Consider the following 25,428-nt stretch of genomic DNA (forward strand, 5'->3'; position numbering starts at 1 on the left):
GGGCCTAATACGCAGGCTTAGACTTCTGCGGAAATGAGGCGCGCCATGCTCGACCTGACATACGAAATGCCTAAGCCCAAAACCATTGCCGGGGCCAAGCAAGATTGGGAACTGGTAATCGGGATGGAGGTGCATGCGCAGGTCTCGTCCAATGCCAAGCTGTTCTCTGGCGCGTCGACCCAATTCGGGGCCGAGCCGAACTCGAACGTGGCCTTTGTGGATGCGGCAATGCCGGGGATGCTGCCGGTGATCAACGAATATTGCGTCGAACAGGCCGTGCGCACTGGGTTGGGCCTGAAAGCCGATATCAACCTGAAATCGGCTTTTGACCGCAAGAATTATTTCTACCCCGACCTTCCGCAGGGTTATCAGATTTCCCAGCTTTATCAGCCTATTGTCGGCGAAGGTGAAGTTTTGGTCGAGATGGGCGACGGCACCGCGCGCATGGTGCGGATCGAACGCATCCACATGGAACAGGACGCGGGCAAGTCGATCCACGACATGGACCCGCATATGTCCTTCGTCGACCTGAACCGAACCGGTGTTTGCCTGATGGAGATCGTCAGCCGCCCCGACATTCGCGGCCCGGAAGAGGCCGCCGCCTATATCGCCAAGTTGCGTCAGATCCTGCGCTATCTGGGCACCTGTGATGGCAACATGCAGAACGGCAATTTGCGGGCAGACGTGAACGTCTCGATCTGTTTGCCGGGGGCCTATGAAAAGTATCAGGAAACACAGGATTTCTCGCATCTGGGCACCCGTTGTGAGATCAAGAACATGAACTCGATGCGCTTCATCCAGCAAGCCATTGAGGTCGAGGCCCGCCGCCAGATCGCCATCGTCGAAGGTGGTGGCAAGGTCGATCAGGAAACCCGCCTGTATGACCCGGACAAGGGCGAGACGCGTTCGATGCGGTCCAAGGAAGAAGCGCATGACTATCGCTACTTCCCTGACCCTGACCTGCTGCCGCTAGAGATCGAGCAGGCCTGGGTTGACGACATCGCCGCCAACCTTCCCGAGCTGCCTGACGATAAAAAAGCGCGTTTTATCAGCACGTTCGGACTGACGGACTATGACGCATCGGTGCTGACTGCTGATGTTGAATCGGCTGCCTATTTCGAAGAGGTCGCGCAGGGTCGCAATGGCAAACTGGCTGCAAACTGGGTCATTAACGAACTGTTTGGCCGCCTGAAGAAGGAAGATCACGAGATCACCGACTCGCCGGTTTCACCTGCACAGCTTGGCGGCATCATCGACCTGATTTCCTCGGACGCAATCTCGGGCAAGATCGCCAAGGACCTGTTCGAAATCGTCTATACCGAAGGCGGAGATCCGGCGCAGATCGTCGAAGACCGCGGCATGAAGCAGGTGACGGACACGGGCGCGATCGAGGCCGCTTTGGACGAGATCATAGCCGCCAATCCGGCACAGGTCGAGAAGGCTAAGGTAAACCCGAAACTGGCCGGCTGGTTCGTTGGTCAGGTGATGAAGGCGACTGGTGGCAAGGCAAATCCCAAGGCCGTCAACGAGCTGATTGCCAAGAAACTGGGATCGTAGATCTTTCGGTTTTACTGATTTCGGCGGCAGGACTTTAGCCTTTGCGCAAAGTCCCGCCGCTTGTCATTTGTGGCACCAGGCCCGCACCAGCAGATGTGCCGGAATTCGCCCGCCGCGCTATGATGACTTTCCCATTGTGATCAACCTGCTAGATTACCCGGAACTTACAGGTAGGAATTCCGATGCCCCGCTACGAATACAAAGTTGTCCCTTCCCCCCAAAAGTCTGCCAAGACCAAGGGTGAAAAGTCAGCCGAGGGACGTTTCGCTGCTTCTATTGAACAAGTGCTAAACCAGATGGGGCAGGATGGCTGGGAATATCAACGCGCCGAGTTGTTGCCCAGCGAGGAACGCTCCGGCCTGACTGGCAGCACCGTGAACTGGCGCAATGTGCTGATATTTCGCCGTGAAATTGATGTGCCTGTTGCCCCGACACCTAGCCCGACCGAAACGAAGGATGGCGTTGCTCTTGCTCAACCTGTTCCTGGACCCGATACCGTTCAGGCCCCGGCCCCCATTGCGGAACAGGCCAAAGAGCCGCCTTTGTCGCTGAAAGGTGCTGAAACAGAAAAATCGGAAGACGAAACTGCAGAGATTGAAGGTCAAAAAACCTGATTGCCCTAACCGGGTCTGTAAAAAAAAATGGCTGTCAGGAGTTGCGTTTTGAATCTCAGCTCGTGACGTCGCGAATTAGCGTGTCCCATTGGGCAAAGACCTGATCTGGGGACAGATCGGCCTTTAGCGTAGGTGACACCTTGGACATCTGCGCCCTGAGGTCGGGTTCATGGATCAGCTTCAGCACTGCCTGTTCCAAACCACTGACATCGTTGACGGGAACCAGATATCCGTTCCGTCCGTTTTGAATGAACTCTGACGGACCATAATCGCAATCGAAAGACACGACCGGTATCCCGCTGACCGCCGCCTCAGCGACGACATTGTGAAACCCTTCGAACCGCGAGGTCGCTACCAGAATGTCCGCGCGCTGCGCCCATTCCCCGACCTCGATCGTATTGCCCGGCAGCCGAGCAACCGACTGTAGCCCCAGATCATCGCGCAGTTTCTGCAGATTTTCCCGCTCGCTGCCCTCACCATAGATAATCAGCCTGGTATCTGGAGCTTGGGAATGAATGCGCTGCATCGCCTGCAGCAGCATGTCGAACCCCTTTTGCCTAACGAGGCGGCCAACTGCGACCAGTTGCACACCCCGCCTCGTGCCAGAGGATTCAACTCGCTCAAAGGGGAGGATCGGGTTCGGAATAACCATCCCCTTCTTGCGCAAAGTGAAGGGAAGATCCGCCAATCCGCGATGTGTCAGCCCGACAACCTTTGCTGCCTTTATCCCCGCAATCCCCTGAAGCGGTGCCCAAAGGGGATGTGCGTCCTGTCGCAGCGGATTGTTGCGTTCAGAAATGATAACGGGAATCCCGGTTCCAACGCTGGCCAGAAGAGTCTGAACATTCACCTTGGTCAGGAATGAGATTACAACGTCCGGTCGGAATTTCTTTATGACAGAGCGGATATGCGTAATACGTGACGCCTGTCCCGTCGCCTTTTCTGCAACGCTGAGTTCAACATCGAGATGCATCGGGAAATAGGGACCATCGGTCGGCATCTGAAAACCGGTAACGTGAACAGCACAACCGCGCCGGGCAAAATGCCCTGAAACCATGGCGATTACTTTCTCTGCCCCCCCAGGCCCAAATCCAGCCTGCACAAAAAGAACTCTCAAAACCAAATACCTGAAAAACATCCCGTCAATGGAGGGTAGATTAGGGCCCGCGTTCGAGCAACTGTTATGCATGGAATGTTTTCACATTCAGACTGAATTTCCTGATTTGTTGCCATCACTGCAAGAAACCGGTCGAAATCACCAAAACACCGAAAAATTACCGGCCGGCTTTCACCTATCCAACCCGCGACCCTGTGCCAATCTCTGAACGATCACGGCAAAACCCGCGAATTGTCTTCGCTGCAGGGGTGCGACCGTTCCGGGCCGCGTTACAAAAGCCTGCCTAAACACCGATATCCAATGCCAAAGCATGGATCCGCGGCACGATATCTCCAAGCGCTTTGTGCACTGCGCGGTGGCGGGCAACGCGAGATTGCCCCTCGAATGCAGCCGCGCGGATTCGGATGTTGAAATGGCTTTCACCACCTTCTTGGAATCCGGCATGCCCGCGGTGGCTTTCGCTGTCGTCAACGATTTCAAGCTCATGTGGATCAAACGCCGATTGCAGGCGGCTTCGCATTTCTTCGGTCACGGTCATTTTTACGCTCAGCGGCAAAAATATTACCGCCCCCCTCTTCTACTTTCGGCTGCTTAGACTAAACTGCTGCCTCCGAGTCGAGAAGATGCGTTCTTAAGGATCATAGCATGACGAAATCAGACCCATTTGGATTCGATATGTCCGTCTCCAGCGCGAAGAAAAAAAACCCGCGTGGACGGCGTGGTATGTCTGGCGCGTCTGAAACTTCGGTGCGAATCTGTGACCATGAGGGCTGTGAAGAGCCTGGTAAATTTCGGGCCCCGAAAGCACCGGATGTTTTGGATGATTTCTTCTGGTTCTGCCAGCAGCATGTGCGCGAGTATAACCAGAAATGGAATTTCTTCGACGGCACGACCGAGGCCGAAATGAATGCTCAACAGTCTAAGGACAAAGTCTGGGAGCGTGAAACCAAACCCATGGGCGATCCCGAGGCACGTGCCTGGGCCCGTTTGGGAATCGAAGACCCGCACCAGGTGCTGGGCGCGAACAGTACCCAGAACAAAGGGCGCACTACAGGCGGAGGCGGCCGCCGCCTGCCCCCAACCGAACGTCGCGCTATCGAGATTCTGGAAGCCAATGACAGCTGGTCCAAGGCCGAAATCCGAAAGACCTATAAAAAGCTGATCAAGGTGTTGCACCCCGATATGAACGGCGGCGACCGTTCTCAGGAAGAGCAGTTGCAAGAGGTTGTCTGGGCGTGGGATCAGATCAAGGACAGCCGGAATTTTAGGTAGTGGGTTCAGTGCGCGAACGTATCGCGTAACGCAGCAGCTTCGGGGCGTTTTAGGCAACGTACGCGCGTTTGCTCAAAAGCGGGTGCCGCGTTTCGCAGTTCGGGAAATAGCTCACGGAGTTCCTCGGCATCTTCCCGATCGAAGGACATCACCGCCATTTCACCTAAAAACAAACTTTCAGTTGGCAAACCATTCGACAACAGTATCGCGTGGCGACAGCAAGCAATATGGTAGTATGTAACGGGATCATAAGTATTTACTTGGCGAATTGTTTGATCGTTAACGAGATGAACTGCCGCGGCGAAAACTTTTGGCTCTCCAAACAGCAACTCTGCGCGCCAACCCTCCACGACAATCCTATGTTGTGGAGAAACGTACAAATCTCGGTCAGGCAGTCCTTTTCCGAATGCACCTTTCTGAATGCAAACCGGACGTAACTGGGGGTTTCGCTTCAAAGCTTCTGCCTGCAGGGTCTTCTCTCCGATCCACTCGATGCGTAGCAGTTCACCACTGGAAGCACGCACTTTGTCACCAACAGCGAGTTCCTCAACAGCGCGACAGCCACTTTCAGTTTCAATCAATGTCCCTTTCACGAAACACGGCACCGTTCCAGCGGGCAACCTAACGGTTACCCCAATCGAGGCATTGTTGCCATTTCCAGGCCCGCTGGAGGCTCTGACGATCAAACTCAGAGTTGTATTTGGGGGAACAATAACCCCCGGCTGCAGGTCCACTGTTAGTAAACCAGCACTGGAAATCGTAACCGAGTAATCTGAAGGGGAAAGAAGTCCGTCATCTGTTACAGATACAAACCAAGACGCTGGCTTGCTGGAGTTGTAGTCCACAGAAAATGTGTCCGTGTTCGGAGGAAAGAAAATCCTCGTTGGACCGGTAATTACTAAAGCCATGGCAACCTTTTACTTATTACTTAAACTAAGTCCAAAATAGTGTACCACCTCCACAACACATTTCAATATCTGCACGTGACGAGCCGCAAGTTGTGACGATTTCTTGTGGCATTTGCCCGAGGTCACTTTCCCGTTCGCCGAAAGTGTTGCCCTGCCTAGTTTCTACACGTCCTTAGGATGACGCTGAATCCAGAAACTGCCATCTCGACGTCTGGTATTGCCAACTGACAGTTCTGGCTCGCGACTAGCAAAGAAATCTGCTGTGTACTTGAGCAACTTGCAAAAAGCCCCATGAGACCATTTTTCATATGTCTGATAAGGTCATTTTCAACATTTGGATTATTGAATACTTACCTGCATACAGCATTTCCGACACATGGATCGGCATGTGCGTCCGAACAGGCCGCAGTGCCTTTGTTGACAAACGCGGCTTGACCTGCACCTGGTACGCGTCGCGACCAAGGATCGCCCGCGCGTCAATAGGGCCAGTTTGAAAGAAAAACCTGCTCACCTTTCCAAGGGGGCCGCTTTCCCTTGCCCTTATCTGCAATATGTTGCACCACACACGGGTTCAGAAGCCCGCGCGGGGGCCGCGGTATCAGGATAAGGACGACAGGCATGGATTGGCCGATTGACGCAAACGCAAAACCAACAGAAGAGATTTCGGTCCGAGATGTGTTCGGCATCAATTCTGACATGCAGGTCAAACGCTTTTACGAACAGACAGAACGGGTTCCCGAGATCGACCCCACATATAAGTTCGACCCAGATACGACGCTGGCAATCCTCGCAGGGTTTACCCATAACCGCCGCGTGATGATTCAGGGTTATCACGGCACCGGTAAATCGACCCATATCGAGCAGGTCGCTGCGCGACTGAACTGGCCGGCCGTGCGCGTCAATCTGGACAGCCATATCAGCCGGATCGACCTCATCGGCAAGGATGCGATCAAGCTGCGTGATGGCAAACAGGTCACGGATTTCCACGAAGGAATTCTGCCCTGGGCTCTGCGTAACCCTGTTGCTATCGTCTTTGACGAATACGATGCCGGGCGCGCAGACGTGATGTTTGTGATCCAGCGCGTTCTGGAAACCAATGGCAGCCTGACTCTGCTGGACCAGAACGAGATTCTGACCCCGCACAAATATTTCCGCCTGTTTGCCACCGCCAATACTGTTGGCCTGGGTGACACGACCGGCCTGTATCACGGCACACAACAGATCAACCAAGCCCAGATGGACCGTTGGTCTCTGGTCGCGACGCTGAACTACCTTAGCCATGACGCAGAAACGATGATCGTTCTGTCCAAAGCGCCGCATTACAACACTGCCGAGGGCCGCAAGATCGTCGCTCAGATGGTCACCGTTGCCGATCTGACTCGGACTGCATTCATGAACGGTGATCTTTCGACCGTGATGAGTCCCCGGACCGTGATCAACTGGGCCCAAAACGCCGAGATCTTCCGCAATGTCGGCTATGCTTTCCGCCTATCCTTTCTGAACAAATGCGACGAGCTGGAGCGCCAGACAGTAGCCGAGTTCTATCAGCGGTGTTTTGACGAGGAACTCCCGGAAAGCGCTGCAAGCACCAGCTTGGGATAACAAAATATACGGAATTTCCGGGGGCTTGTGCGTGGCACAGGCTTTCGGAAGCTCTTGCAGGGCCACATCATCAAAAGCTATGAAAGTTAGCTTTTATGCATTATTGGCCAAATGTGCCTGTGCAACTTCTTGAGCCGCATCTGGAGCCAACAATCCATCGTCGTCAAGTTTCCAGATTCCAATGTGATTGTCACAGAACTCGCGAAGATGACCGCGTTTACTGACGTCTTCCGCCAATTTGGTTAAACTATCCGCCGCCTCTGTGAAGTTATGCATGGCATAATCATCAAAGTCCTGGGTTTTCCACGGCCGATCATCGCCGAAATGAAACGTCAGACTGACATTCTTGAGCATCAGCATTCGTTTCGAGTGCGCAGCGAGATTGAATAGCATTGGCTGTATGACCCCAGACATCCCGAGGCAGGAATCTGTGCGAACAAATTGATCGAAAACTTCTTTGGAAAAAACAAAGCAGTCGAAACCCGGATGCTGCATACCAACCTCGCCCATAGACAGGGGGTCATGGGAAAACCCATGCGCATCGCCAAATGTCCGACGATTGATCGTGATGGCATCGAAACCACCCGCAATAAGCTGACGTACCGCGCCATAAAAATAGGGCTGAAGACAAATATCTGCATTAGTGTAGATTACAAAATCTCCGGGTTTAGCAACGGATGCACCCTTTTCCAGAACATCAAACAAAAGTGGCAAAGGCCGAGGAATTCGAAACGTTCCGACATCCAGAACCGTGCGTTCCAGTTTTGTCGCAACTTGCAGGCCGTAATGGGCTTGAATCAGATCTTCGTCCCCATGCACCGGAACCTGCACCAAAGTTGTTTCACCTTCACCAGCCAACGGATCTGATTTGGCAGTCACCATGCTATCCAACGTAGCGCGCTGGACATCATTCATCGCTCCGTCGACAGAAAAGAAATTGACGATATGCACTAGGTTGATTGGGTCAGGATCTTTGTATTTGGGATCGAAAACGTGAACTATCTCACTTAGCGGCGTTGAGGGTGACTGACAGAAAACATTCTCGGCTAACCAGCCCGAGGGCTGTAATTCTATGGTCTGTCTTTTGATCCCGAACAATTTTCGAAATTGTCTTCTGAGTCCCATTAAACCGTCCCAAACAAATAACTATATCACGCGTTCGTGTACCGTTCGTTTTGCATTGTACTGACGGAAAAGTCACCCCCAATTAGAATCACAGGCCACGCAGAAGCCGGGCGTTGCCTCTTTTCTACAGGTCTGGCGTTTTTGCAATTCGGGCGTGCCGCTGATTACCCGGAAAACAAGGCCGACCCTATGGTCAAGACCTATGATTGGCTCTAGGTTGCCCGAGTAGAACAAGACCGGACCTGCCACCGATGAGCAAACCCAAAGACAACCCCGCTGATCCGTTCAAGAAAGCTCTGGCCGAAGCCACCAAAGTGATGGCCGACGATCCGGAACTTACGGTGAGCTATACGGTCGACCCGTCGGGCCTGTCGGGTGAGTCGATGCGGTTGCCTCAGGTCTCGCGGCGCATGACGCGGGAAGAGGTTCTGTTGGCGCGCGGGACCGCGGATGCTTTGGCTTTGCAGCGACGCTATCACGATGATGCTACTCATAATCGCTATGCGCCTCCAGGTGACATGGCCCGCGATCTGTACGAGGCGATGGAGGTTGCCCGGTGCGAAGCGATGGGTGCGCGGGACATGCCAGGCACTGCGTCCAACATCGACGTCAAGATCGGGCACGAAGCGATCCGGCGTGGGTATGATCAATGCAAACAGCCAGCTGACGCGCCTCTTTCGGTGGCCGCCGGCTATCTGATCCGGCATCTGGCCACTGGTCGCGACCTGCCGCCTGCGGCTGACAATGTCATGAACCTGTGGCGCGGGTTTATCGAAGATCAGGCAGGGGGCGTACTGGAGAACCTTGACGAGGTGCTTTCGGACCAGGCCGAATTCGCCAAGTTTGCACGCCAGATGATCAAGGATCTGGGCTATGGCGATCAGCTGGGCGATGACCCGGATGAGCTGGACGAAGATCAGGAAGATCAGGCCGAAGACGACGCCGAAGAACAGCCCGACCCCGACAGCACTGGTCAGGATGATCAGGACGAACAGGACGCGGATGCGACCCCTGAGCAGTCACAGGAAGAACAGCAGGATCAGTCTCAGGCCCAAGTCTCCATGGATGAGATGGCCGAGGATGAAATGGGAGAAGAGGCCGAGATGCCCGAGGGCGAGGCCCCGCTGGAGCCGCCTGCCCCTCCGCCTGCATCCGATGCTGATCCCGACTATAAGGTCTACCTGAGCACCCATGACGAAGAGATCGCCGCCGAGGATCTGGCGGAGCCCGCTGAGCTGGAACGCCTTCGGGCCTATCTGGATCAACAGCTAGAACCGCTGAAAGGTGCCGTCAGCCGTTTGGCCAACAAATTGCAGCGCCGGTTGCAGGCGCAACAGAACCGCAGCTGGGAGTTCGACCGCGAAGAAGGCATTCTGGACGCGGGCCGTCTGGCGCGTGTTGTTGCAAGCCCAACCACACCGCTGAGCTTTAAGGTCGAGAAGGACACTGAGTTCCGCGATACGGTGGTGACGCTGCTGTTGGATAATTCGGGCTCGATGCGCGGGCGACCTATTTCGATCGCGGCGATCTGCGCGGATGTTCTGGCACGCACGCTGGAACGCTGCAACGTCAAGGTCGAGATTCTGGGCTTTACCACGCGAGCGTGGAAAGGCGGGCTGGCGCGCGAAGCCTGGCTGAACGATGGCCGCCCACAGCAGCCCGGTCGTCTGAACGATCTACGCCATATCATCTACAAAGGCGCGGATGCCCCGTGGCGACGCGCCCGGCCCAATCTGGGGCTGATGATGAAAGAAGGGCTACTGAAGGAAAATATCGACGGCGAGGCGCTGGAATGGGCGCATCGCCGGATGACGGCACGGCGCGAGCAGCGCAAGATTTTGATGGTAATCTCGGACGGGGCGCCGGTCGATGATTCAACGCTCAGCGTGAACCCAGCAAACTATCTGGAAAAGCACCTGCGCGATGTGATCGGAATGGTCGAAAAGCGCAAGATGGTGGAATTGCTTGCCATCGGCATCGGCCATGACGTGACCCGGTATTACGACCGCGCCGTGACCATCACGGATGTCGAGCAACTGGCCGGAGCCATGACCGAGCAACTGGCCGCTCTGTTTGACAGTGATCCGCGCGCACGAGCGCGGGTGATGGGAATGAAGAGAGTAGGCTGAATCGCCTTTTCCATGACATGGCGTCGCGCGCTCCAAACTGATAGAGGTATGACATGTTTCAGTCCTTCGCCGTGACCGCACGGCCGGAACAGGGCCCGCCCCGGCTGGCCGATCTGCGGACCGAATTGGCACGCGACGGGTTGGACGGTTTCTTGGTCCCGCGCGCGGATGTGCATCAAGGCGAATATGTGGCCCCGCGCGACGAACGGCTTGCCTGGCTGACCGGGTTCACAGGTTCGGCCGGGTTCTGCGTGGTTTTGGCAGATAAGGCCGGCGTCTTCATTGACGGACGATATCGCACGCAGGTCAAAGCGCAGGTCGCCGCCGATTACACACCTGTTCCATGGCCCGAGGTCAGCCTTGCCGCGTGGCTAAAGGAACAACTCCCGCAGGGTGGTCGGGTTGGCTTTGATCCGTGGCTACATTCGGCGGGTCAGATCGCGAAAACGCAGACCGACCTTGAAGGCCGAGATATTACACTGGTGCGCAGCGACAATCTGGTGGACCGGGTTTGGCGGGATCAACCCGATCCACCAATGAACCCGGTAAAGCTGCACCCGATCGAATTCGCGGGCGAAAGCGCAGACAGCAAAATTGCGCGTCTGGCGCAGTCCCTGCAGGACGCGGGCTGTAGCGCAGCGGTGATTACCCTGCCCGACTCGATCATGTGGTTGTTGAACATTCGGGGCTCCGATATCGGGTACAACCCGGTGGCGCATGGGTTTGCTATACTGCATGCGGATGGCCGCGTGGATCTGTTCATGGCGCACCAAAAGCTGAACGTGGCGATGGCCGATTCAGTCACAGTTCATGCGCCGGACACGTTTTTGACGGCTGTCGCAGCGCTTGACGGTAAGGTTCAGGTTGATCTTGGTACGCTGCCACAGGCAGTGGCCGATGTGCTAGAGGGGCAGATGGTCGATGGCGGCGACCCTTGTGCGCTGCCCAAAGCCTGCAAGAACCCTGCCGAAATCGCAGGCAGTGCCGAGGCACATCTGCGCGATGCTGTCGCTGTGATCGAAACGCTGTGCTGGCTGGATGCGCAAGCCGCTGGCGATGTTACGGAAACGCAGGTGGTCACTCGGCTTGAGGAGAACCGGCGCAAGGATAATGCCCTGCAGGATATCTCGTTCGATACGATTGCAGGGACAGGACCCAATGGCGCGATCATGCATTACCGGGTGACCGAGGAAACCGACAGCCTGCTGCAAGACGGTCATATCCTGGTGCTGGACAGCGGCGGACAATATTTGGATGGCACGACTGATATTACCCGGACCATTGCTATCGGCAATGTGGGTGAAGAAGAAAAAGCCTGCTTTACTCGCGTGCTGAAAGGCATGATCGCCATGTCTATGCTGCGCTGGCCTGCCGGGTTGGCTGGACGTGATATCGAATCCGTGGCGCGTATTCCCCTATGGGCAGCGGGTCAGGACTTTAATCACGGTGTCGGGCACGGCGTCGGTGCCTATCTGAGTGTGCATGAGGGCCCTCAGCGTCTGTCCAAAGCCAGCCATGAGCCCTTGCTGCCGGGCATGATCTTGTCGAATGAGCCGGGTTACTACCGCGAAGGTGCGTTTGGAATCAGGATTGAAAACCTTTTGGTGGTGCAATCTGCCCCTACCCTGCCCAGTGGTGACGCGGAACGTCCCATGTTGGAATGGCGCACATTGACCTATGTCCCTATCGACCGACGCTTGGTTCTGACCGATATGCTGACGGCAGTCGAACGCGACTGGCTGAACGCATATCACCGCGAAGTTGCCGTAAAAGTTCGACCAAGGCTGGGAGATGACGCCCAACTGTGGTTGGATGCCGCAACCGCACCGATCTGACACCGCATCGTTACATATACCGGGCAGTGGACAAGCGGGAAACCGGACCAGAGGAAAGAGCAAAGATGACCGAGATCACCATTCGCAAGACACCAGGCAAATGGAGCGTCCGTTCAGGAGGCGCCATTCTGGGTGAAACCACAAATGCTCTGGAATTGCTCGAGGGCGATCTTGATCCGGTCATCTATTTCCCTCGTACCGATATCGCGATGGCATTTCTGGATGTTACCGACAAGGTCACGCAGTGCAAACACAAGGGCCAAGCCACGCATTTTTCGATCGTCAACAAATCCTCGGTCACTGAAAACGCTGCTTGGAGCTATGAAGACCCGATCCATTCTGCCTTAGACATCAAAGGCCATGTCGCCTTCTACCCGCTTGATTCCGTGAAGGTCGAACAAATCTGACGTATGTCCCAGATGCGCAATACCTCTACTCAATCGAGTTGTTGCACAATATGAAAGGCCAGATCGCTTTGGCCTTCACGTCAAAATCTGGCTCGAAGTAAGAGAACGATCCTTTACGCTGGATACCACGAAAGTATCAAACGAGCCCGACCTGCACCTTGGGATTTCTCGCTGCGCCTACACTAAAAACTGCTTTTTTCCGGTATTCATGGCGCAGTTTCTTGGCAAAACCCACGCCCAAAATGGTCTGTTTTTCTGGCACCAAATAGATTTACTTTTTGTCGATCTAATGCCGCAATCAATGTGAATTTAGAGAGTTAAACTGAAGCCTGCTCAAGATCTAAAACTCATCAAATTCCGGAACATTTCCAAGCCTAATGATGAAACTCGGCGCCCCGACCTCGCCACTGTTCGGGTCCTCACTGACCATGTAGGCATCAGCGCCAGCGCAATCGTCGGATAGCGCTTCCCTTTCTGCTCTGTTTTGTGCCTCTGCTGCCGTGGAATATTCAAATTGCTTGCCAATTTTCAAGTTTCCTTGCCCTCCGCGACCGGGCTTATTTTCCACATATGTCTGACAGATATAGTGAATTTTTTCTGAGCTCTCATCTGAGATTGTCATGGCAGTATCCGTAAAATGAGTATGGGTGCGATTGATGCATGGGAAAAACAATGCTCGCTAGCCGCTTTGTTCGTGTTTCGATCATTCCAGTCGCGCGAAAAGAAGGGGCGACAATCCTGTCACCGCTTTTTGACGGGCTTCGGCGGACAGGCTTCAGATAATGTATTCGCATCCCTTTCGAGCCGAGTTTTGCGGAGCCGGGCATTCTTGATTTGTCTTTGCTCTGCTTCTTCGTTGACCATTTCTCTAACGATCCGCGTTGTTTTGTCCATCGGTGTTTCCGCCTTGGGAACGTGTGCATTGAAGACAGTCTTTTTTGTCAGCTTTGCCAATGGTTATTCTCCTAACCGTTTTCAACGGTGCATTTATCAGTTGAGTGTTCAAATCGATGCCAGGTGATTGCCTGATCCTTGAGAGACATGCGCGTGTCGTGAATGACTGCCACGGAGCAACTTTGTCTTAACGTCAGGAGCGGACATAGCATTCATCAACGCACTATAGTTCATTTGGAACTTCATTTCCGATCCTACGCTTTGCGTCGAATGGTAAGTGCCAACGACAAGATGATCGCTTGTTGCACCAATAAGCCGGTATCCAGGGGGCATCGAAAGCCCCAAAATGTCCGTATCTTGCTGACCAACGGCCAGAATTATTTGTGTGCTCTGTCCGCTTTTCGGGACGAGGTGAAGTCTTTTGAATACCGGATCGCAGATGCTCTGAGGGTGAGATGCAGGTTTGGACCCTGTTTCAATTACCTCAGCGACAAGCGTGAAGGCATCCGTATACATCCCGCCTATCTGATCTCCGGAAACCGGATCAACGCCCAGAAGTATTGCTTCCCCCAGCCTTAGATCATTGATGCGACAAGCTGGGTGTCCGCCGAGGGCCCAAGGAAGGTTGGCCGAGTTTCCGCCAGATACCGTGTGAAGGAAGGGACCACACTGCCCCTCTGTTTCATTCGCCAGGTCAGATAGGGCCTCCATATCTGCAGCATTCGGGGCAATTCCCCCCAGACATGCAAAGTTCGCTCCGATGCCTTTCAGCGTAACGCCGGGCATGTCCACCACTTGCTGTGCAACTGAGCCGAGGTCTTTTGGCATGATCCCTTCGCGCAGATCGCCCATCTCAACCATCAGGATAATGCCGTGAATGCAGTCTTTCCGGATCGCGGCGGCGGCCAGAGCGGTAATCACGAGGATTTCTGTATTGTAGCTCGCCTCACAGTATTGGATGACCTGATCGACCTGGCTCAGCGTTGGTGTACGGATCAATGTGATCGGGCATGTCATGCCCGCGTTGCGTAACCTTCGCACGTTACTAAGCCGCGCTTCCGCAAGCCCCACAGCGCCGCCGTCGAGCATTGCCTGAGCGATGGCCGGATGCCCGCACACTGCCTTGGTCACACCGGTGACACCGATGCCGCGTGTCTTGAGGCGCTCGACAACAGTCTTCGCATTGTGACGTATCTTGCTCAGATGCACCTCAATGCGAGGGGTACTCATATCGCAGCCACGGGTGTGGAGTGACGTAACCCAGGGTAAGCGGCAACAACCATTGCAAGCAAATGCGAAGCCGGCCGGCTGAGTACATCCGTTACAGGCAGCCCGAGTATTTGTGACTGTGCGGCGATCGTGTCGGTTACCTCGGCCTCGGACATCCCCTCATGATTGAGCGTGACACCAATGACCTTTGTGTCAGCAAATGCTTCGATTAGGGCAATCTCACTTGCAGGCTTGGGCATCGGCATATTGGGAAAGTCACAGCGATGCGCGCGCTTTGGAGCGTGCTGGAGGATTACGGCGTCCGGCTGGCTGCCCCGCAGGATAAAGGCGGATGTGCAGAATGCCGGATGGCTCAACGCCCCTTGACCTTCGATCAATATGACATCGGGTCGTTCAGACTCGGAAGCGTCGACGATCGCGCCTTCAAGTTCGCCGCAACAGAACTGCGGTGGTACGGCATCCATTGCCACCCCATATTTTGCACCCTGCATCAAACCTGTCTGGCCCGTACCAACAAGGACAGTCTTGATGCCTCTTGTGTTCAAGGCACGGGCTAAAACAGTCGCTGTTGTCCGCTTTCCGATGGCGCAGTCGGTCCCAAGAACCGCTATGCGCAGTGCTTTCACACCAGAAATACTCCCATCGAACAGGCGCATATCCTTGCTGGGTTTAGGTTTGCGAATATCTCGGATGGTGACTTTGCGTTCGGCCGCAAAAGAGGCGATTTCTGGATCATCGCCCAGATACTCATGCAATCCACTGACGATGTTCATACCAAGTGATATCGCGTCGAGAACAACGTCACGATCTGTCGATGAGAGCCTGCCCGTAGATGGTGCCATCCCGTAAATGAGGGTATCCGGGATTACAGCTTCATGGACAACAGCAGCGTCCAGACTTCTGAAGACCGGAATGTGGTTTACAGTATCGTCAAGAACCAACCCGCTGTCTTTGCCGTCGTGATCGCTATCTATGACAGACAGGATCCTATAGGCCTCTGAATGGCGAACGAGGCCATTTGCAGTTTTGCCATCCGCCTTGGCAAAGTTACCTTGGCAATAGACAATCGCAGTTGGCGGCAAGATGATCTGAGTGGCAGAAGTTGATCTTATGGGTTCGTCGCTGGTAAATGGCGGCGCCTGCGCCCCGCTAACAGGACGACGGATCGTGTTTGCCACGTTAAAGTCGGTTTTCATGATGTTTCCTTTGTGTGGTCGACACCCAAGGCAACACGGTCGTCACCATCGGATACCAAAGTCGAAATAGTCGCGCCGCGCGCTCAGTTATCAAGAACGCACAGACCTTTAGATGACTTGAAATTCTTGTTGCAGTTCCAACGGTTTCCGGACCTGTCAAGATGGGCATTCGCAGGAAGCTCTATTGTTTCGCAATTCACACCTGAGGTCGCGTATCCCCGCTCGCACTTCCATCCCGTGCCGTACGTTGCATCGTCCAAGTAGGCATGTTCAGGGATCACGACGGCCGCGCACGTGCCATCCTTTACAAAATATCCACGTTCACATGTCCAGGGTTGGCCGTATCCTGATGAATTCAAATACGCGTTAGCCGGGACCACAATGGCGACGCAACGGTCGTCCAATGCTTCGAACCCACGTTTGCATTCCCACGCGGGTCCATAGGTCGTATCAGCCAGATAAGCGTTTGCGGGTACGACAATTTCTTGGCACGTATCGTCGATTTTGAGAAAACCGCGAGAGCAATGCCAGCGTTCACCTGATGAATCAAGGAATCCGCCATCGGGTACAATCACCGCAACACAGGTCGCTTCATCGTTCTCGCGAAAACCATGAAGACATTCCCAACCTAAACCATAGGTACGGTTGGTCGGATAGGCATTTTCTGGCACTACGACAGCTGCGCAGACGTCGCCACTCAACCTATACCCGGCGTTGCATTTCCAACCGTCACCGTAACTCGTTGCAGTGGCATTTTCTGGCACCGATTGCGATGTAGATTGAGCGAATGCAGGCATCGAAAATAGAAGCAAAGCACAGAGTGTAAACCCAATCAGCGCCGCACTCATCTGAATGCCTAGTGACAGATTTGCGCGCCAAGTCGTCCGAAAGAGTTGCGGCATTGCCTTTGCCTTATGATCCATCCAGCTCAAGCCCCGCGATACAGGCATCTGCGAGGTCGCGGCTTGGCGAATCTGACCCCGGCAGTGTTGCCCAACCTGTATCCATCATGGCCTTGCGGCGGTTGAAGCCAGAGGCCTCTTGCAGTGTTTCGATTATTTCTTCGCGCTTGGGGTCAGCGGTTGACCTGTTCAGGCAGACCGGCACCATCGCAAGCGTTACTTCTTCGCTAGCATGATCTTTCGCCAACTCTTGAGCGCTGCCGCTGGTTGTCCATCCGCCCCAGGTAAAGCCAAGGATTGAGACCGCAACCGCACCACACAAAGCACCGTAGATGCCTGGTTTCGTCCATTCTGGAAATGTCATTTTAGTTCCTCTGGCGGAGAAAGCGCCGCCTCGCTGTTTTATGTCTTTCTGCGCAATCTTGATCTTGCGCCCGGGCCAATCCCAGGACGCGATGGTCGATAGGCGCAGTTTTTGCCTATCGGAAGCTCATTTGATCAACGGTTGCGTTGTGGCTTATTGGCAAGCCATCGGTGCGTCTGATCACCACAAACGGATCAACTAACGTCACAAGCGATGTGGTCGTGCGCGAAAACATCGGCAACTTTCCCAAACATCAAATCCAAGTAGAGGACGTGACAGCTGAATTTTCATGATGGAAGAACTTAGTTCACTCTAGCAGGCGATACGCCTGGGCTGCAGAAAACCAGAACTTTAGTGTTCCCTATGTAACCACTTGGAGACGCAATTACAACGCTCGTGGCCCTACCGCTGGTCCCAAGGCCCCGATACCGATCAAAAAAATGGTTTCAACCTGGCATTTGCTTTGTTTATCGGCAAATCCGTGACCACTTATGTAGCCTTTTTACTATGTCACTCTGAAACTGGCATTCGCTGCATCAAGGAAAACATGTGGTGAGGGCAGATAATGCTTGGACGTTTTACCGAAAAGTGTGGGTTTGTCTCTGATCTCACATGCTGTTTTGAGTGTGCCTCGCCAAATATTTCTGAGCGATTTTTTGGATGATGACAGGTTGGACTGACGCGCAGGGAAAAATCGGAATTTGGCGAGAAAACGGGTGTGGATAACGCCTGAGACGCGCCGCCAAACGGATCGGCTGGGCGCCTCACCGACCTAGCCACGACCGATTTCGTCAAGCAATTCGGCTGTCGTCACCTGACGGCAGTAGCCTTTGATCGTTTGCAGGGAATTGTCGTGACGCTCTTGCGTGTAGGTCATGCAGGCATCCGTCACTTGGGTGACCAGATAGCCCAGATCACAGGCATCGCGAATTGCGCTTTCGACGCATTGATCGGTCACGATCCCTGCCAGCACCAATTGCTTTATGCCGAGATTGCGCAGCACGTAATCTATGTGGGTCGAGACAAAGACTGAGGACGAAGATTTTGGAAACACGATCTCATCATCGGCTGGTGCCAGTTCGTCGATCACCTTGCCGTCCCAGGATCCTTTGGGCACGTTGAAGCCCGTGATTTTGTAATCCAGAGATCTGTCGCGCCCGTCTTTGGTCAGACTTTCAATCGTTGTGTAAAGAACCTCGATTCCCGCCGCGCGAAATCCCTTTTGCAAGGCTTGCATATTAGGTACGATACGGGATTTCAGCTGCTCAAAAAACCAGCCAAACTTTGCGTCAAAATCGGCATTTGTCAGCCCTTCGAATTCAGCACCATCCCTGTGGGCTGCAAAGTTCTGCACGTCAATAAACAGCAATCCCGATTGGTCATGTTCTAGTGGAAGATCGCGGGTCATTTCCATGTCTGTCTCTGCTTTCAAATGTTTGCCCAAGAGGTCTAATTTTATGAATGAGGGCGATCATGACGTCCATACTAAAAGAAAATAAAATTCCAAAGTCAATTCAATTTAGATTGACAGAAAATATTTTTCCACCACCTTATAGCGCATGTTGATCAGAGAACGCATCGAGAGCGCAGCCGATATGCTAACCAGCGGAGAGCGCAAACTTGCTGCAGCTATCCTGTCGGATTACCCATTTGCCGGCCTTTCCTCGATCCAGGAGCTGGCAAAACACGCCGAGGTGTCACCGCCTTCAATCTCACGGTTTGTTACCAAGATTGGACTTGATGGATATCAGGATTTCCAACGTGATCTTATCGCGGAATTGAAAGAAGGGCACCGCTCGCCTGTTCAACTCCACCAGGCGGAACGGCCCGTTCATGGGGGATATCTGAAGGACTTTATTTCCAAATCGGCCAGCCAGATGGCCATGGCGGCTGATGCGATCACCGAAGATCAGTTTAACCAGATCTGCACCCTTCTGACCGACCCGAAACGCAGCGTTTACGTGCTGGGTGGCCGGATCAGCGATACGATCGCCAAGCATCTTTCGTTCCACCTGCGTCAGATCCGCAAGGATGTGTTTCATCTGCCTGATACGCCTGAAGGCTGGCCAGAATATCTGTTGCGGATGCGGCCCGGGGATATCCTTTATGCTGTTGATTTTCGCCGTTACCAACCGGCGCTGGAGCAGCTGTCGCTTGTTGCCTCACGCGATCGGAATGCCCGTGTGATCCTGATGACGGACAAATGGATTTCACCGATTGCCAAACACGCCCATGAGGTCATGCCGGTGCCAATTGATAGCGGCACCTTGTGGGATACTTACTCGGCGGCACTCTCGGTGACCGAGGCCATCGTGACGCGGATTGCCGAGGACAACTGGGAACAGACCCGAGACCGCATCAAGGCCTGGGATGCTTTGCGCTTTACTCAAGAGGAAAATGAAAAATGACCCTGCCGCTAATTTTTGCTGCCATATCCGATGTTGCCGGAAAGGTGCGCGGCAAAGCCTTTCCCGCTGATCAGTTGGAAAAACGGCTGGTGCGGGGGGTCGGCTGGACCCCTACCAATGTGCAGATCACCTGTTTCGACATAATCGCTGACAGCCCGTTCGGCGCACTAGGTGATTTGCTTTTGATTCCCGATGCAAACGCAGAGGCCCGGGCGACATTTGGAGATGTGACCGAGCATTTCCTGATGGGCGATGTCGTCACGCTTGACGGGGATCCTTGGGCCTTTTGTACGCGCGCTATCCTCAAATCCGCGCTGAAGCGCCTGCATGATGTGGCGGGCGTTCATCTGATCTCGGCGTTCGAGCACGAGTTTCAACTGAAAAGCCCACCGGCGGTGGAAAACCAGGGATACGGACGCGAAGGGTTCGAGATTCAGCGGAAGCTTTGCGAAGTGCTGATGGCGACACTCGCCGAAAACGGGCTCGAGCCAGACAGTATCATGAAGGAATTCGGCCCCAATCAATACGAGGTCGTTATCGGCCCTGCCAAAGGTGTGCGCTCGGCAGATGCGGCAGTAATCCTGCGCGAGCTTACTCGCTCGGCAGCGCGTCACCTGGGTGAGGCTGCAACCTTTACGCCAATCCGCGATGTGGCGAGCGTCGGCAATGGCGTTCATATCCACATGAGCTTTGTCGACGATGCCGGCGAGCCGGTCACATTTGATGCAAGCGGCCCCTGCGGGATGTCCAGACTTACTGATGGGTTCGCTGCTGGCGTGCTAAAATACCTGCCTAACATTTTAGCGCTGACGGCACCGTCTGTCGTGTCATACGAACGCCTTACTCCGCACCGGTGGTCGGCTGCGTATAACAATCTCGGGTTCCGAGACCGCGAGGCCTCGTTAAGGGTCTGCCCTGTGACGGCAAAGGACCCCGCTTCAATCGCCAGACAATTCAACATTGAATACCGCGCGGCGGATGCAGCGGCGTCGCCTTACCTGGCTTTGGCCGCTGTTGTACATGCTGGTGTTCAGGGGATCGAAGATGGGCTGAAAGCGCCTGCGCCGACCGAGGAAGACCTGTCGCTTCTGTCAGCGGATGATCTCACGGCGCGTGGTTTTGTGCGCCTGCCCGAAACGCTTGAGGCCGCCCTTGAGGCGTTTCAGGCGGATACGACCGTCACCAGTTGGTTCGGACCAGATTTCGCGAGCGTCTACGCCGCCCATAAGGCTGCAGAAATCGACGCGGTAAAAGACATGGACACAGCACAGAAATGCGCCGCGTACGAAGGAACATACTGATGAGCGCGCCCTCTGACAGAGCATTGGTTCCATTTGTCAGCGTCGAAAACATGCGGTCCCTGGTCCATAAGCATGGCCTACGGGACTGCCTTGCAGGATTGGCCAATATGATCAAAGCCGATTTCAAACGCTGGCCGGTATTTGACAAGACACCGCGCGTTGCGTCCCATTCTAAGGCGGGTGTGATTGAACTGATGCCAACCTCTGATGGTGTGGATCACACCTTCAAGTCCGCGAACGGGCACCGATCGAACACCAAGGTCGGCCTGCAAACCCTAACCGCCGTTGGTGTGCTGGCCTCTGTTGATACCGTCTATCCACAGCCCTTTTCTGAAATGACCCTTCTGACGGCGCTTCGCACGGTGGCAACATCGGCGATGGTGACGCGTATACTGGCCCCCAAATCAGCTAAAACCGCTGCGAGTATCGGCAACGGGATATTCTGATGCGCAATGACATTTCTGTAGAGTACCCAAAACAGACGCGCATCAAGGGCGATATCCAGCAACTCGACCCGGATCACGCGGTCAACGAACTGTGGCAGGTTCTAACCGGTTCTAAAAAGGGACGAACCTCCGAAGATCAGATCACGGTTTTTGATGGTGTTGGCTTTGTGGTCGAGGATTTCTCGGCCACGCGCTGGCTGCACCAAAAAGCGACTGACGGCGCCCCAAGCGAAATGCTGGATCTGGTTGCCGACCCGCACGACCCCAAGGATCTGCTCGGTATGATAAGACGATGCACACACCGTGCGGTCCAAGCTGCATGAATTTGTGTACTCATACCTTATTGGGGCCGAACGATCCTGCGCCGATTGACGTCGTTAATGCAGATAGCACGTCGGAGATCGTGCTGCTGTGTGAGCATGCAGGCAATGCAGTCCCCGAGATGCTTGGAGATTTGGGAGTCTCCCGCGACGTCATTGAAAGCCACCGCGGCTGGGACATTGGTGCTCAGGATGTAGCGCGCCAGTTGGCTGAACAGTTGAACGCGCCTCTCGTCATCCAAAATTACTCACGGCTGGTATTTGACTGTAACCGTCCCCCTGACAGCCCCTTGGCGGTCCCTGCGATCAGCGACCAGGTTGAGGTGCCGGGGAACAGCGCGATCACCGAATTGAGCCGGGCCATGCGTGTCGATGAAATCTTTCGACCTATGGATGCAGAGTTGAATCGGCTCTTTGCCAACCGTCCGCGTCGTGCCGCGTTTTCGATCCATTCCTTTACACCGCATCTCGATGGCAAGGACCGGCCTTGGCAGGCAGGCTTTTTAAGCCGCGGTACAGGCGGTGCTGCCAAAGCATTGATGGCACATATCGCGCAGCTCCGCCCTGACATGACCTTTGCGTTGAACAAGCCCTATCAGATCGAAACTGAGGGCGATTGGTTTATTCCAGCGCATGCAGAACCCCGTGAGCTTGTGCATTGCCTGATTGAAATTCGAAACGATCAAATCCGCGAACAATCGCAAGTCGGGCTGTGGGCGGATCTGCTGGCAGACGCAATCCTTACAGCAGTAGGGGACATTCCCTCATGAGCATCGCCCCCCTTCATACACATCCCGGACGCTTGCGGGCGTCCAACTTGCTCCGGACGGCGGCGGCGGTTGCTGTGCTGCTGGCTGTGGTGCTTGGGCTGACGTTGATTTTTGGACGCACTGGCGAGCGGATTGCTGTACAGATGTGTGTCAATGTGGTCGCTGTAGTGGCCCTTGCGATCTATTGCGGCAACACGGGCATTGTGTCTTTCGGGCATGGCGCGTTTTTGGCGCTAGGCGCTTATCTGTCAGGCATTCTCACCATGCCTGCTGCTCTTCAACGTTCTGCCCTGCCGGATCTTCCGTCATTTCTGGCAGGCCATGAAGTAACGATCTGGGTGTCGCTGCCGGTGGTCGCCCTTGCGGGACTTGCCTTTGCAGCCCTAACCGGAAGCGCCATCGCTCGGCTTGTGGGTGCGTCTGCCACGATTGCCACGCTTGGCCTGCTGATCATCGCCCATGGCGTGGCCATCGCCGCACGCGAGATCACACGCGGCAGCCAGACGTTTTACGGTGTGCCAAGGGTGACAGATCTGGTTCTGGCCCTCGGCGCGGCCTCGGTCGCAATCCTGCTGGCCCGTTGGTTTCGCGAAAGCCGTTTGGGCCTGTTTTCCCTCGCGGCCCGTGACGATGAGGATGCCGCAACAGCACTTGGCATTAATGCCCGACGCACAAGATTCATCGCTTGGTGTGCCTCTGGTACCATGGCGACAGTCGCGGGTGCACTTTATGGGCATATGCTGGGGGCATTTTCACCCGCATCCTTCTACCTTGGGCTCGTCTTTGCGCAGGTGGTCATGATGATTGTCGGCGGAATGTCATCGGTTGGCGGCGCAGTGGTCGGGGTGATCGCGGTGACGCTGCTGCAGGACACTGTGCGCCAGTTCGAAGGCGGCTCAACTGTGCTTGGCGTCACCTTGCCCGAGGTCTTTGGCCTAACGACGATTGTCCTGGGGCTTGCCATCCTGCTGGTGATCTGGGCGCGACCTCAGGGTCTGGTCGGAGGCTTTGAACTTGGCCCTGGCGCCGACGCAAATCTGCTCGGGCGCCTGAAGTCCCGAGTAGCCCCTGCGCGCACGCCCGAGCCCGTTGTCCCAGCCACGCTGAAAGCATCAAACCTGTCAAAAAGTTTCGCAGGCGTCAAAGCAGTAAGAGACGTCAGTTTCGAAGCTCCGACTGGGCGCATCACTGGCCTGATTGGCCCCAACGGTGCTGGCAAGTCCACGCTTGTTAACTTGCTGACACGCGCCTATCAGGCGGACACCGGTTCTGCGCATATGGGCGAGGTTGATCTGACCCGTGTCTCGCATCACAAAGTGCCAGGCTTTGGTGTCTCGCGTAGCTTCCAAAACTTGCGCCTGTTCAGCGGTCTGACAGCCTACGAAAATGTTCTTGTTGCCGCTTTGGCCGCAGGTCACGACCGCAAGACTGCCGCGGCTATCACCCTGCGTGAACTGGATGCCTTTGATCTTGGGGAAGTCGCCGGGTATCGCGCCGACAGCCTGCCATATGGTGCCCGCAAGCGCCTGGAAATCGCCCGCGCTTTGGCACAAGACCCGAAGATTCTTTTACTGGATGAACCGGCCGCTGGCATGAATCCCAGCGAAACAGATGACCTGGCTGATCGGCTGATTAAGGTCGGCAAAACACGCGGCATCGGTGTCCTTCTGATCGATCATGACCTGAGGTTCGTGAACCGCCTGTCGGACTGGATCGTGGTGATGCACCAAGGTGGCGTCATCGCGCAAGGCACGCCTGAAGACGTGCGCGCAAATCCCAAAGTCATCGAGGCTTACATCGGCAAAGGGCGCACAGCCCAAAAAGCAGAAATTAGCGAAACCAACCGAAGTCAACCAACAGAGGTAGCAATAAAATGATACGTAATGCCCTTCTTCTTTCAACAGCAGTTATCACCGGCCTGGCTGGAACAGCGATGGCTGAGAGTTATAAAATCGGCGTAATGTCCGCGCAATCGGGCTATCTGGCCCCCTATGACGGACCCGCCTATGCCGGGTTCCAGTTCTGCATTGACGAAATGAACGCCAAGGGGGGCCTGAACGGCACAACACCGGTTGAGCTGATTGTGCGCGACACCCGGTCTGACATCGCCGAAGGCGTTAAAGTTGTACAGGAAATGATCGATGACGGCGCGCAGTTCATCGTGGCGTCAGCCGATGCCGATCCGACAATCGCCGCGGCCCAGATCACAGCGGCTGACAGCATCCCAACAATGACCTTTGCCGGAACAGCCCCGGTTCTGACGCAAGTCGGTGAACATGTCTTTGGCAGTTACCCCGCGGACAACCAACAGGCCGCCGTACTGGCAGGCCACGCACGCGAGCAAGGGTTCGAACGTGTCTGGCTCGTGAAATCCCCAGACAGTGCCTACACATTGGGTGGGCCCGAGTACTTTGGCGAGGCCTTCACATCGCTTGGTGGTGCCGTTGTCGGGGAAAGCAACTATTCGCTGAACCAGCCGGACTTTTCTGCCATCGTGACGACCATCAAGAATGCGGATACCACCCCGGACGTGATCGTCACATGGGCGTGGGAGCCTGATTTCCCGGCCTTCATCCGTGCGCTGCGGGGTGCCGGGGTTGATACCCAGGTGATGGGAGGTGACGTACTCGATTCACCAACCGTACGCGGCCTTGGTGATGTCGTCACAGGCGTAACGCATACATCTGGTGGCTTCCCAGACGAAGGCTCTGCCTATGCCGATTTCATCGCGCGGTTCTCTACTGCAAAGGGGATCACGCCTGACAACAATTACTACGTCAATGGCTGCGATATTGCGCATATGATCGAGGATGCCGTCGCAGCGGCTGGCACGACAGACCCTGCTGCCGTGACTGCCGCAATGGCCGGCATTGAGAATGGTGAGGGTATCATGTCCAACTTCACTTTCGCGGGGACCGACCGGATGCCTCTGCGTGATGTTGTGGTCGCACGGATTACCGATGCAGGCGAAAAAGAGTTTGTCCTGCGCACCTCAGCTGATCCCGCAATCCTGCCACAGCCGTAAGGTCTG

General features: G+C 55.0%; 23 protein-coding genes and 1 pseudogene. 13 read left to right on the forward strand and 11 right to left on the reverse strand.

Features of this window, described 5'->3' with window-relative positions:
* Nucleotides 1-45 precede the first annotated feature (45 nt).
* Entirely contained in the window at nucleotides 46-1,557 is a 1,512-nt protein-coding gene (gene gatB / locus AC2FIZ_RS06185) for an Asp-tRNA(Asn)/Glu-tRNA(Gln) amidotransferase subunit GatB (RefSeq protein ID WP_496790768.1), read from the forward strand.
* A 182-nt stretch (nucleotides 1,558-1,739) separates the two neighbouring features.
* On the forward strand, nucleotides 1,740-2,171 hold the full coding sequence (locus AC2FIZ_RS06190; RefSeq protein ID WP_281994895.1) for a DUF4177 domain-containing protein: 432 nt from the start codon (nucleotides 1,740-1,742) through the stop codon (nucleotides 2,169-2,171).
* Between the two features lie 55 nt (nucleotides 2,172-2,226).
* On the opposite strand, the gene AC2FIZ_RS06195 is transcribed toward AC2FIZ_RS06190, so the two are convergent.
* Nucleotides 2,227-3,288 (reverse strand): glycosyltransferase family 4 protein, encoded by a 1,062-nt coding sequence (locus AC2FIZ_RS06195; RefSeq protein ID WP_281972784.1) that lies wholly within the window; start codon nucleotides 3,286-3,288, stop codon nucleotides 2,227-2,229.
* Between the two features lie 283 nt (nucleotides 3,289-3,571).
* Nucleotides 3,572-3,826 (reverse strand): BolA family protein, encoded by a 255-nt coding sequence (locus tag AC2FIZ_RS06200; RefSeq protein ID WP_142634975.1) that lies wholly within the window; start codon nucleotides 3,824-3,826, stop codon nucleotides 3,572-3,574.
* A 107-nt stretch (nucleotides 3,827-3,933) separates the two neighbouring features.
* Here AC2FIZ_RS06200 and AC2FIZ_RS06205 point away from each other — a divergent pair, with 107 nt between their 5' ends.
* Complete coding sequence (locus tag AC2FIZ_RS06205; RefSeq protein ID WP_142634977.1) at nucleotides 3,934-4,560, forward strand: J domain-containing protein; 627 nt, start codon at nucleotides 3,934-3,936, stop codon at nucleotides 4,558-4,560.
* A 5-nt stretch (nucleotides 4,561-4,565) separates the two neighbouring features.
* Here AC2FIZ_RS06205 and AC2FIZ_RS06210 read toward each other — a convergent pair whose 3' ends face one another.
* Nucleotides 4,566-5,468, reverse strand: coding sequence for a Hint domain-containing protein (locus AC2FIZ_RS06210; RefSeq protein WP_496790770.1), 903 nt, complete (start codon nucleotides 5,466-5,468; stop codon nucleotides 4,566-4,568).
* Between the two features lie 618 nt (nucleotides 5,469-6,086).
* Here AC2FIZ_RS06210 and cobS point away from each other — a divergent pair.
* On the forward strand, nucleotides 6,087-7,070 hold the full coding sequence (cobS, locus tag AC2FIZ_RS06215; RefSeq protein WP_271950250.1) for a cobaltochelatase subunit CobS: 984 nt from the start codon (nucleotides 6,087-6,089) through the stop codon (nucleotides 7,068-7,070).
* Between the two features lie 93 nt (nucleotides 7,071-7,163).
* On the opposite strand, the gene AC2FIZ_RS06220 is transcribed toward cobS, so the two are convergent.
* Nucleotides 7,164-8,195, reverse strand: a complete 1,032-nt coding sequence (locus tag AC2FIZ_RS06220) for a hypothetical protein (RefSeq protein ID WP_281972783.1) — start codon at nucleotides 8,193-8,195, stop codon at nucleotides 7,164-7,166.
* A 251-nt stretch (nucleotides 8,196-8,446) separates the two neighbouring features.
* Between AC2FIZ_RS06220 and cobT the strand changes: the two genes are divergently transcribed.
* The 3 genes from cobT (at nucleotide 8,447) to AC2FIZ_RS06235 (ending at nucleotide 12,566) form a co-directional block, all read left to right on the forward strand.
* Nucleotides 8,447-10,324 carry a cobaltochelatase subunit CobT gene (gene cobT, locus AC2FIZ_RS06225; RefSeq protein ID WP_142634986.1) on the forward strand — a complete coding sequence of 626 codons (1,878 nt, stop codon included), beginning with the start codon at nucleotides 8,447-8,449 and terminating at the stop codon, nucleotides 10,322-10,324.
* Between the two features lie 53 nt (nucleotides 10,325-10,377).
* A complete protein-coding gene (locus AC2FIZ_RS06230; RefSeq protein ID WP_496790771.1) occupies nucleotides 10,378-12,159 on the forward strand; it encodes an aminopeptidase P family protein in 1,782 nt (593 codons plus the stop codon).
* Nucleotides 12,160-12,224: 65 nt separating this feature from the next.
* Nucleotides 12,225-12,566 (forward strand): DUF427 domain-containing protein, encoded by a 342-nt coding sequence (locus AC2FIZ_RS06235; RefSeq protein WP_142634990.1) that lies wholly within the window; start codon nucleotides 12,225-12,227, stop codon nucleotides 12,564-12,566.
* A 340-nt stretch (nucleotides 12,567-12,906) separates the two neighbouring features.
* Here the strand turns inward: AC2FIZ_RS06235 and AC2FIZ_RS06240 are convergent, their stop codons facing one another.
* From AC2FIZ_RS06240 to AC2FIZ_RS06270, 7 genes are all read right to left on the reverse strand, one after another.
* Entirely contained in the window at nucleotides 12,907-13,188 is a 282-nt protein-coding gene (locus tag AC2FIZ_RS06240; RefSeq protein WP_142634991.1) for a hypothetical protein, read from the reverse strand.
* Nucleotides 13,189-13,307: 119 nt separating this feature from the next.
* Entirely contained in the window at nucleotides 13,308-13,520 is a 213-nt protein-coding gene (locus AC2FIZ_RS06245) for a hypothetical protein (protein ID WP_281972780.1), read from the reverse strand.
* Between the two features lie 48 nt (nucleotides 13,521-13,568).
* Nucleotides 13,569-14,690 (reverse strand): alanine/ornithine racemase family PLP-dependent enzyme, encoded by a 1,122-nt coding sequence (locus AC2FIZ_RS06250; protein WP_281994898.1) that lies wholly within the window; start codon nucleotides 14,688-14,690, stop codon nucleotides 13,569-13,571.
* Nucleotides 14,687-15,886, reverse strand: a complete 1,200-nt coding sequence (locus AC2FIZ_RS06255; RefSeq protein ID WP_281972778.1) for an N-acetyltransferase DgcN family protein — start codon at nucleotides 15,884-15,886, stop codon at nucleotides 14,687-14,689. The genes AC2FIZ_RS06250 and AC2FIZ_RS06255 overlap by 4 nt, the downstream gene beginning before the upstream one ends.
* Before the next feature lie 83 nt (nucleotides 15,887-15,969).
* Complete coding sequence (locus AC2FIZ_RS06260; RefSeq protein WP_496790772.1) at nucleotides 15,970-16,734, reverse strand: hypothetical protein; 765 nt, start codon at nucleotides 16,732-16,734, stop codon at nucleotides 15,970-15,972.
* 64 nt (nucleotides 16,735-16,798) lie between these two features.
* Nucleotides 16,799-17,152 carry a hypothetical protein gene (locus AC2FIZ_RS06265; protein ID WP_142635000.1) on the reverse strand — a complete coding sequence of 118 codons (354 nt, stop codon included), beginning with the start codon at nucleotides 17,150-17,152 and terminating at the stop codon, nucleotides 16,799-16,801.
* 772 nt (nucleotides 17,153-17,924) lie between these two features.
* Nucleotides 17,925-18,566 carry a cysteine hydrolase family protein gene (locus AC2FIZ_RS06270; protein WP_496743201.1) on the reverse strand — a complete coding sequence of 214 codons (642 nt, stop codon included), beginning with the start codon at nucleotides 18,564-18,566 and terminating at the stop codon, nucleotides 17,925-17,927.
* Nucleotides 18,567-18,711: 145 nt separating this feature from the next.
* Here AC2FIZ_RS06270 and AC2FIZ_RS06275 point away from each other — a divergent pair, with 145 nt between their 5' ends.
* The 6 genes and pseudogenes from AC2FIZ_RS06275 to AC2FIZ_RS06300 all read left to right on the forward strand — a co-directional run bounded on the left by AC2FIZ_RS06275 (nucleotide 18,712) and on the right by AC2FIZ_RS06300 (nucleotide 25,422).
* The gene (locus AC2FIZ_RS06275) at nucleotides 18,712-19,560 is read left to right on the forward strand and encodes a MurR/RpiR family transcriptional regulator (RefSeq protein WP_496790773.1); all 849 of its coding nucleotides are present in this window, start codon (nucleotides 18,712-18,714) and stop codon (nucleotides 19,558-19,560) included.
* Nucleotides 19,557-20,861, forward strand: coding sequence for a glutamine synthetase family protein (locus tag AC2FIZ_RS06280; protein WP_496689719.1), 1,305 nt, complete (start codon nucleotides 19,557-19,559; stop codon nucleotides 20,859-20,861). The genes AC2FIZ_RS06275 and AC2FIZ_RS06280 overlap by 4 nt, the downstream gene beginning before the upstream one ends.
* Nucleotides 20,861-21,630, forward strand: a pseudogene (locus AC2FIZ_RS06285) (Rossmann-fold NAD(P)-binding domain-containing protein). The gene AC2FIZ_RS06280 and the pseudogene AC2FIZ_RS06285 overlap by 1 nt, the downstream one beginning before the upstream one ends.
* Nucleotides 21,627-22,397 (forward strand): N-formylglutamate amidohydrolase, encoded by a 771-nt coding sequence (locus AC2FIZ_RS06290; protein ID WP_281994903.1) that lies wholly within the window; start codon nucleotides 21,627-21,629, stop codon nucleotides 22,395-22,397. The pseudogene AC2FIZ_RS06285 and the gene AC2FIZ_RS06290 overlap by 4 nt, the downstream one beginning before the upstream one ends.
* The gene (locus tag AC2FIZ_RS06295; RefSeq protein WP_281994904.1) at nucleotides 22,394-24,274 is read left to right on the forward strand and encodes a branched-chain amino acid ABC transporter ATP-binding protein/permease; all 1,881 of its coding nucleotides are present in this window, start codon (nucleotides 22,394-22,396) and stop codon (nucleotides 24,272-24,274) included. Before AC2FIZ_RS06290 ends, AC2FIZ_RS06295 begins: the two co-directional genes overlap by 4 nt.
* Nucleotides 24,271-25,422, forward strand: coding sequence for an ABC transporter substrate-binding protein (locus tag AC2FIZ_RS06300; RefSeq protein ID WP_496789554.1), 1,152 nt, complete (start codon nucleotides 24,271-24,273; stop codon nucleotides 25,420-25,422). Before AC2FIZ_RS06295 ends, AC2FIZ_RS06300 begins: the two co-directional genes overlap by 4 nt.
* The last annotated feature ends 6 nt before the right edge of the window (nucleotides 25,423-25,428 follow it).

Source organism: Ruegeria sp. CDSB022 (genome assembly GCF_059611145.1).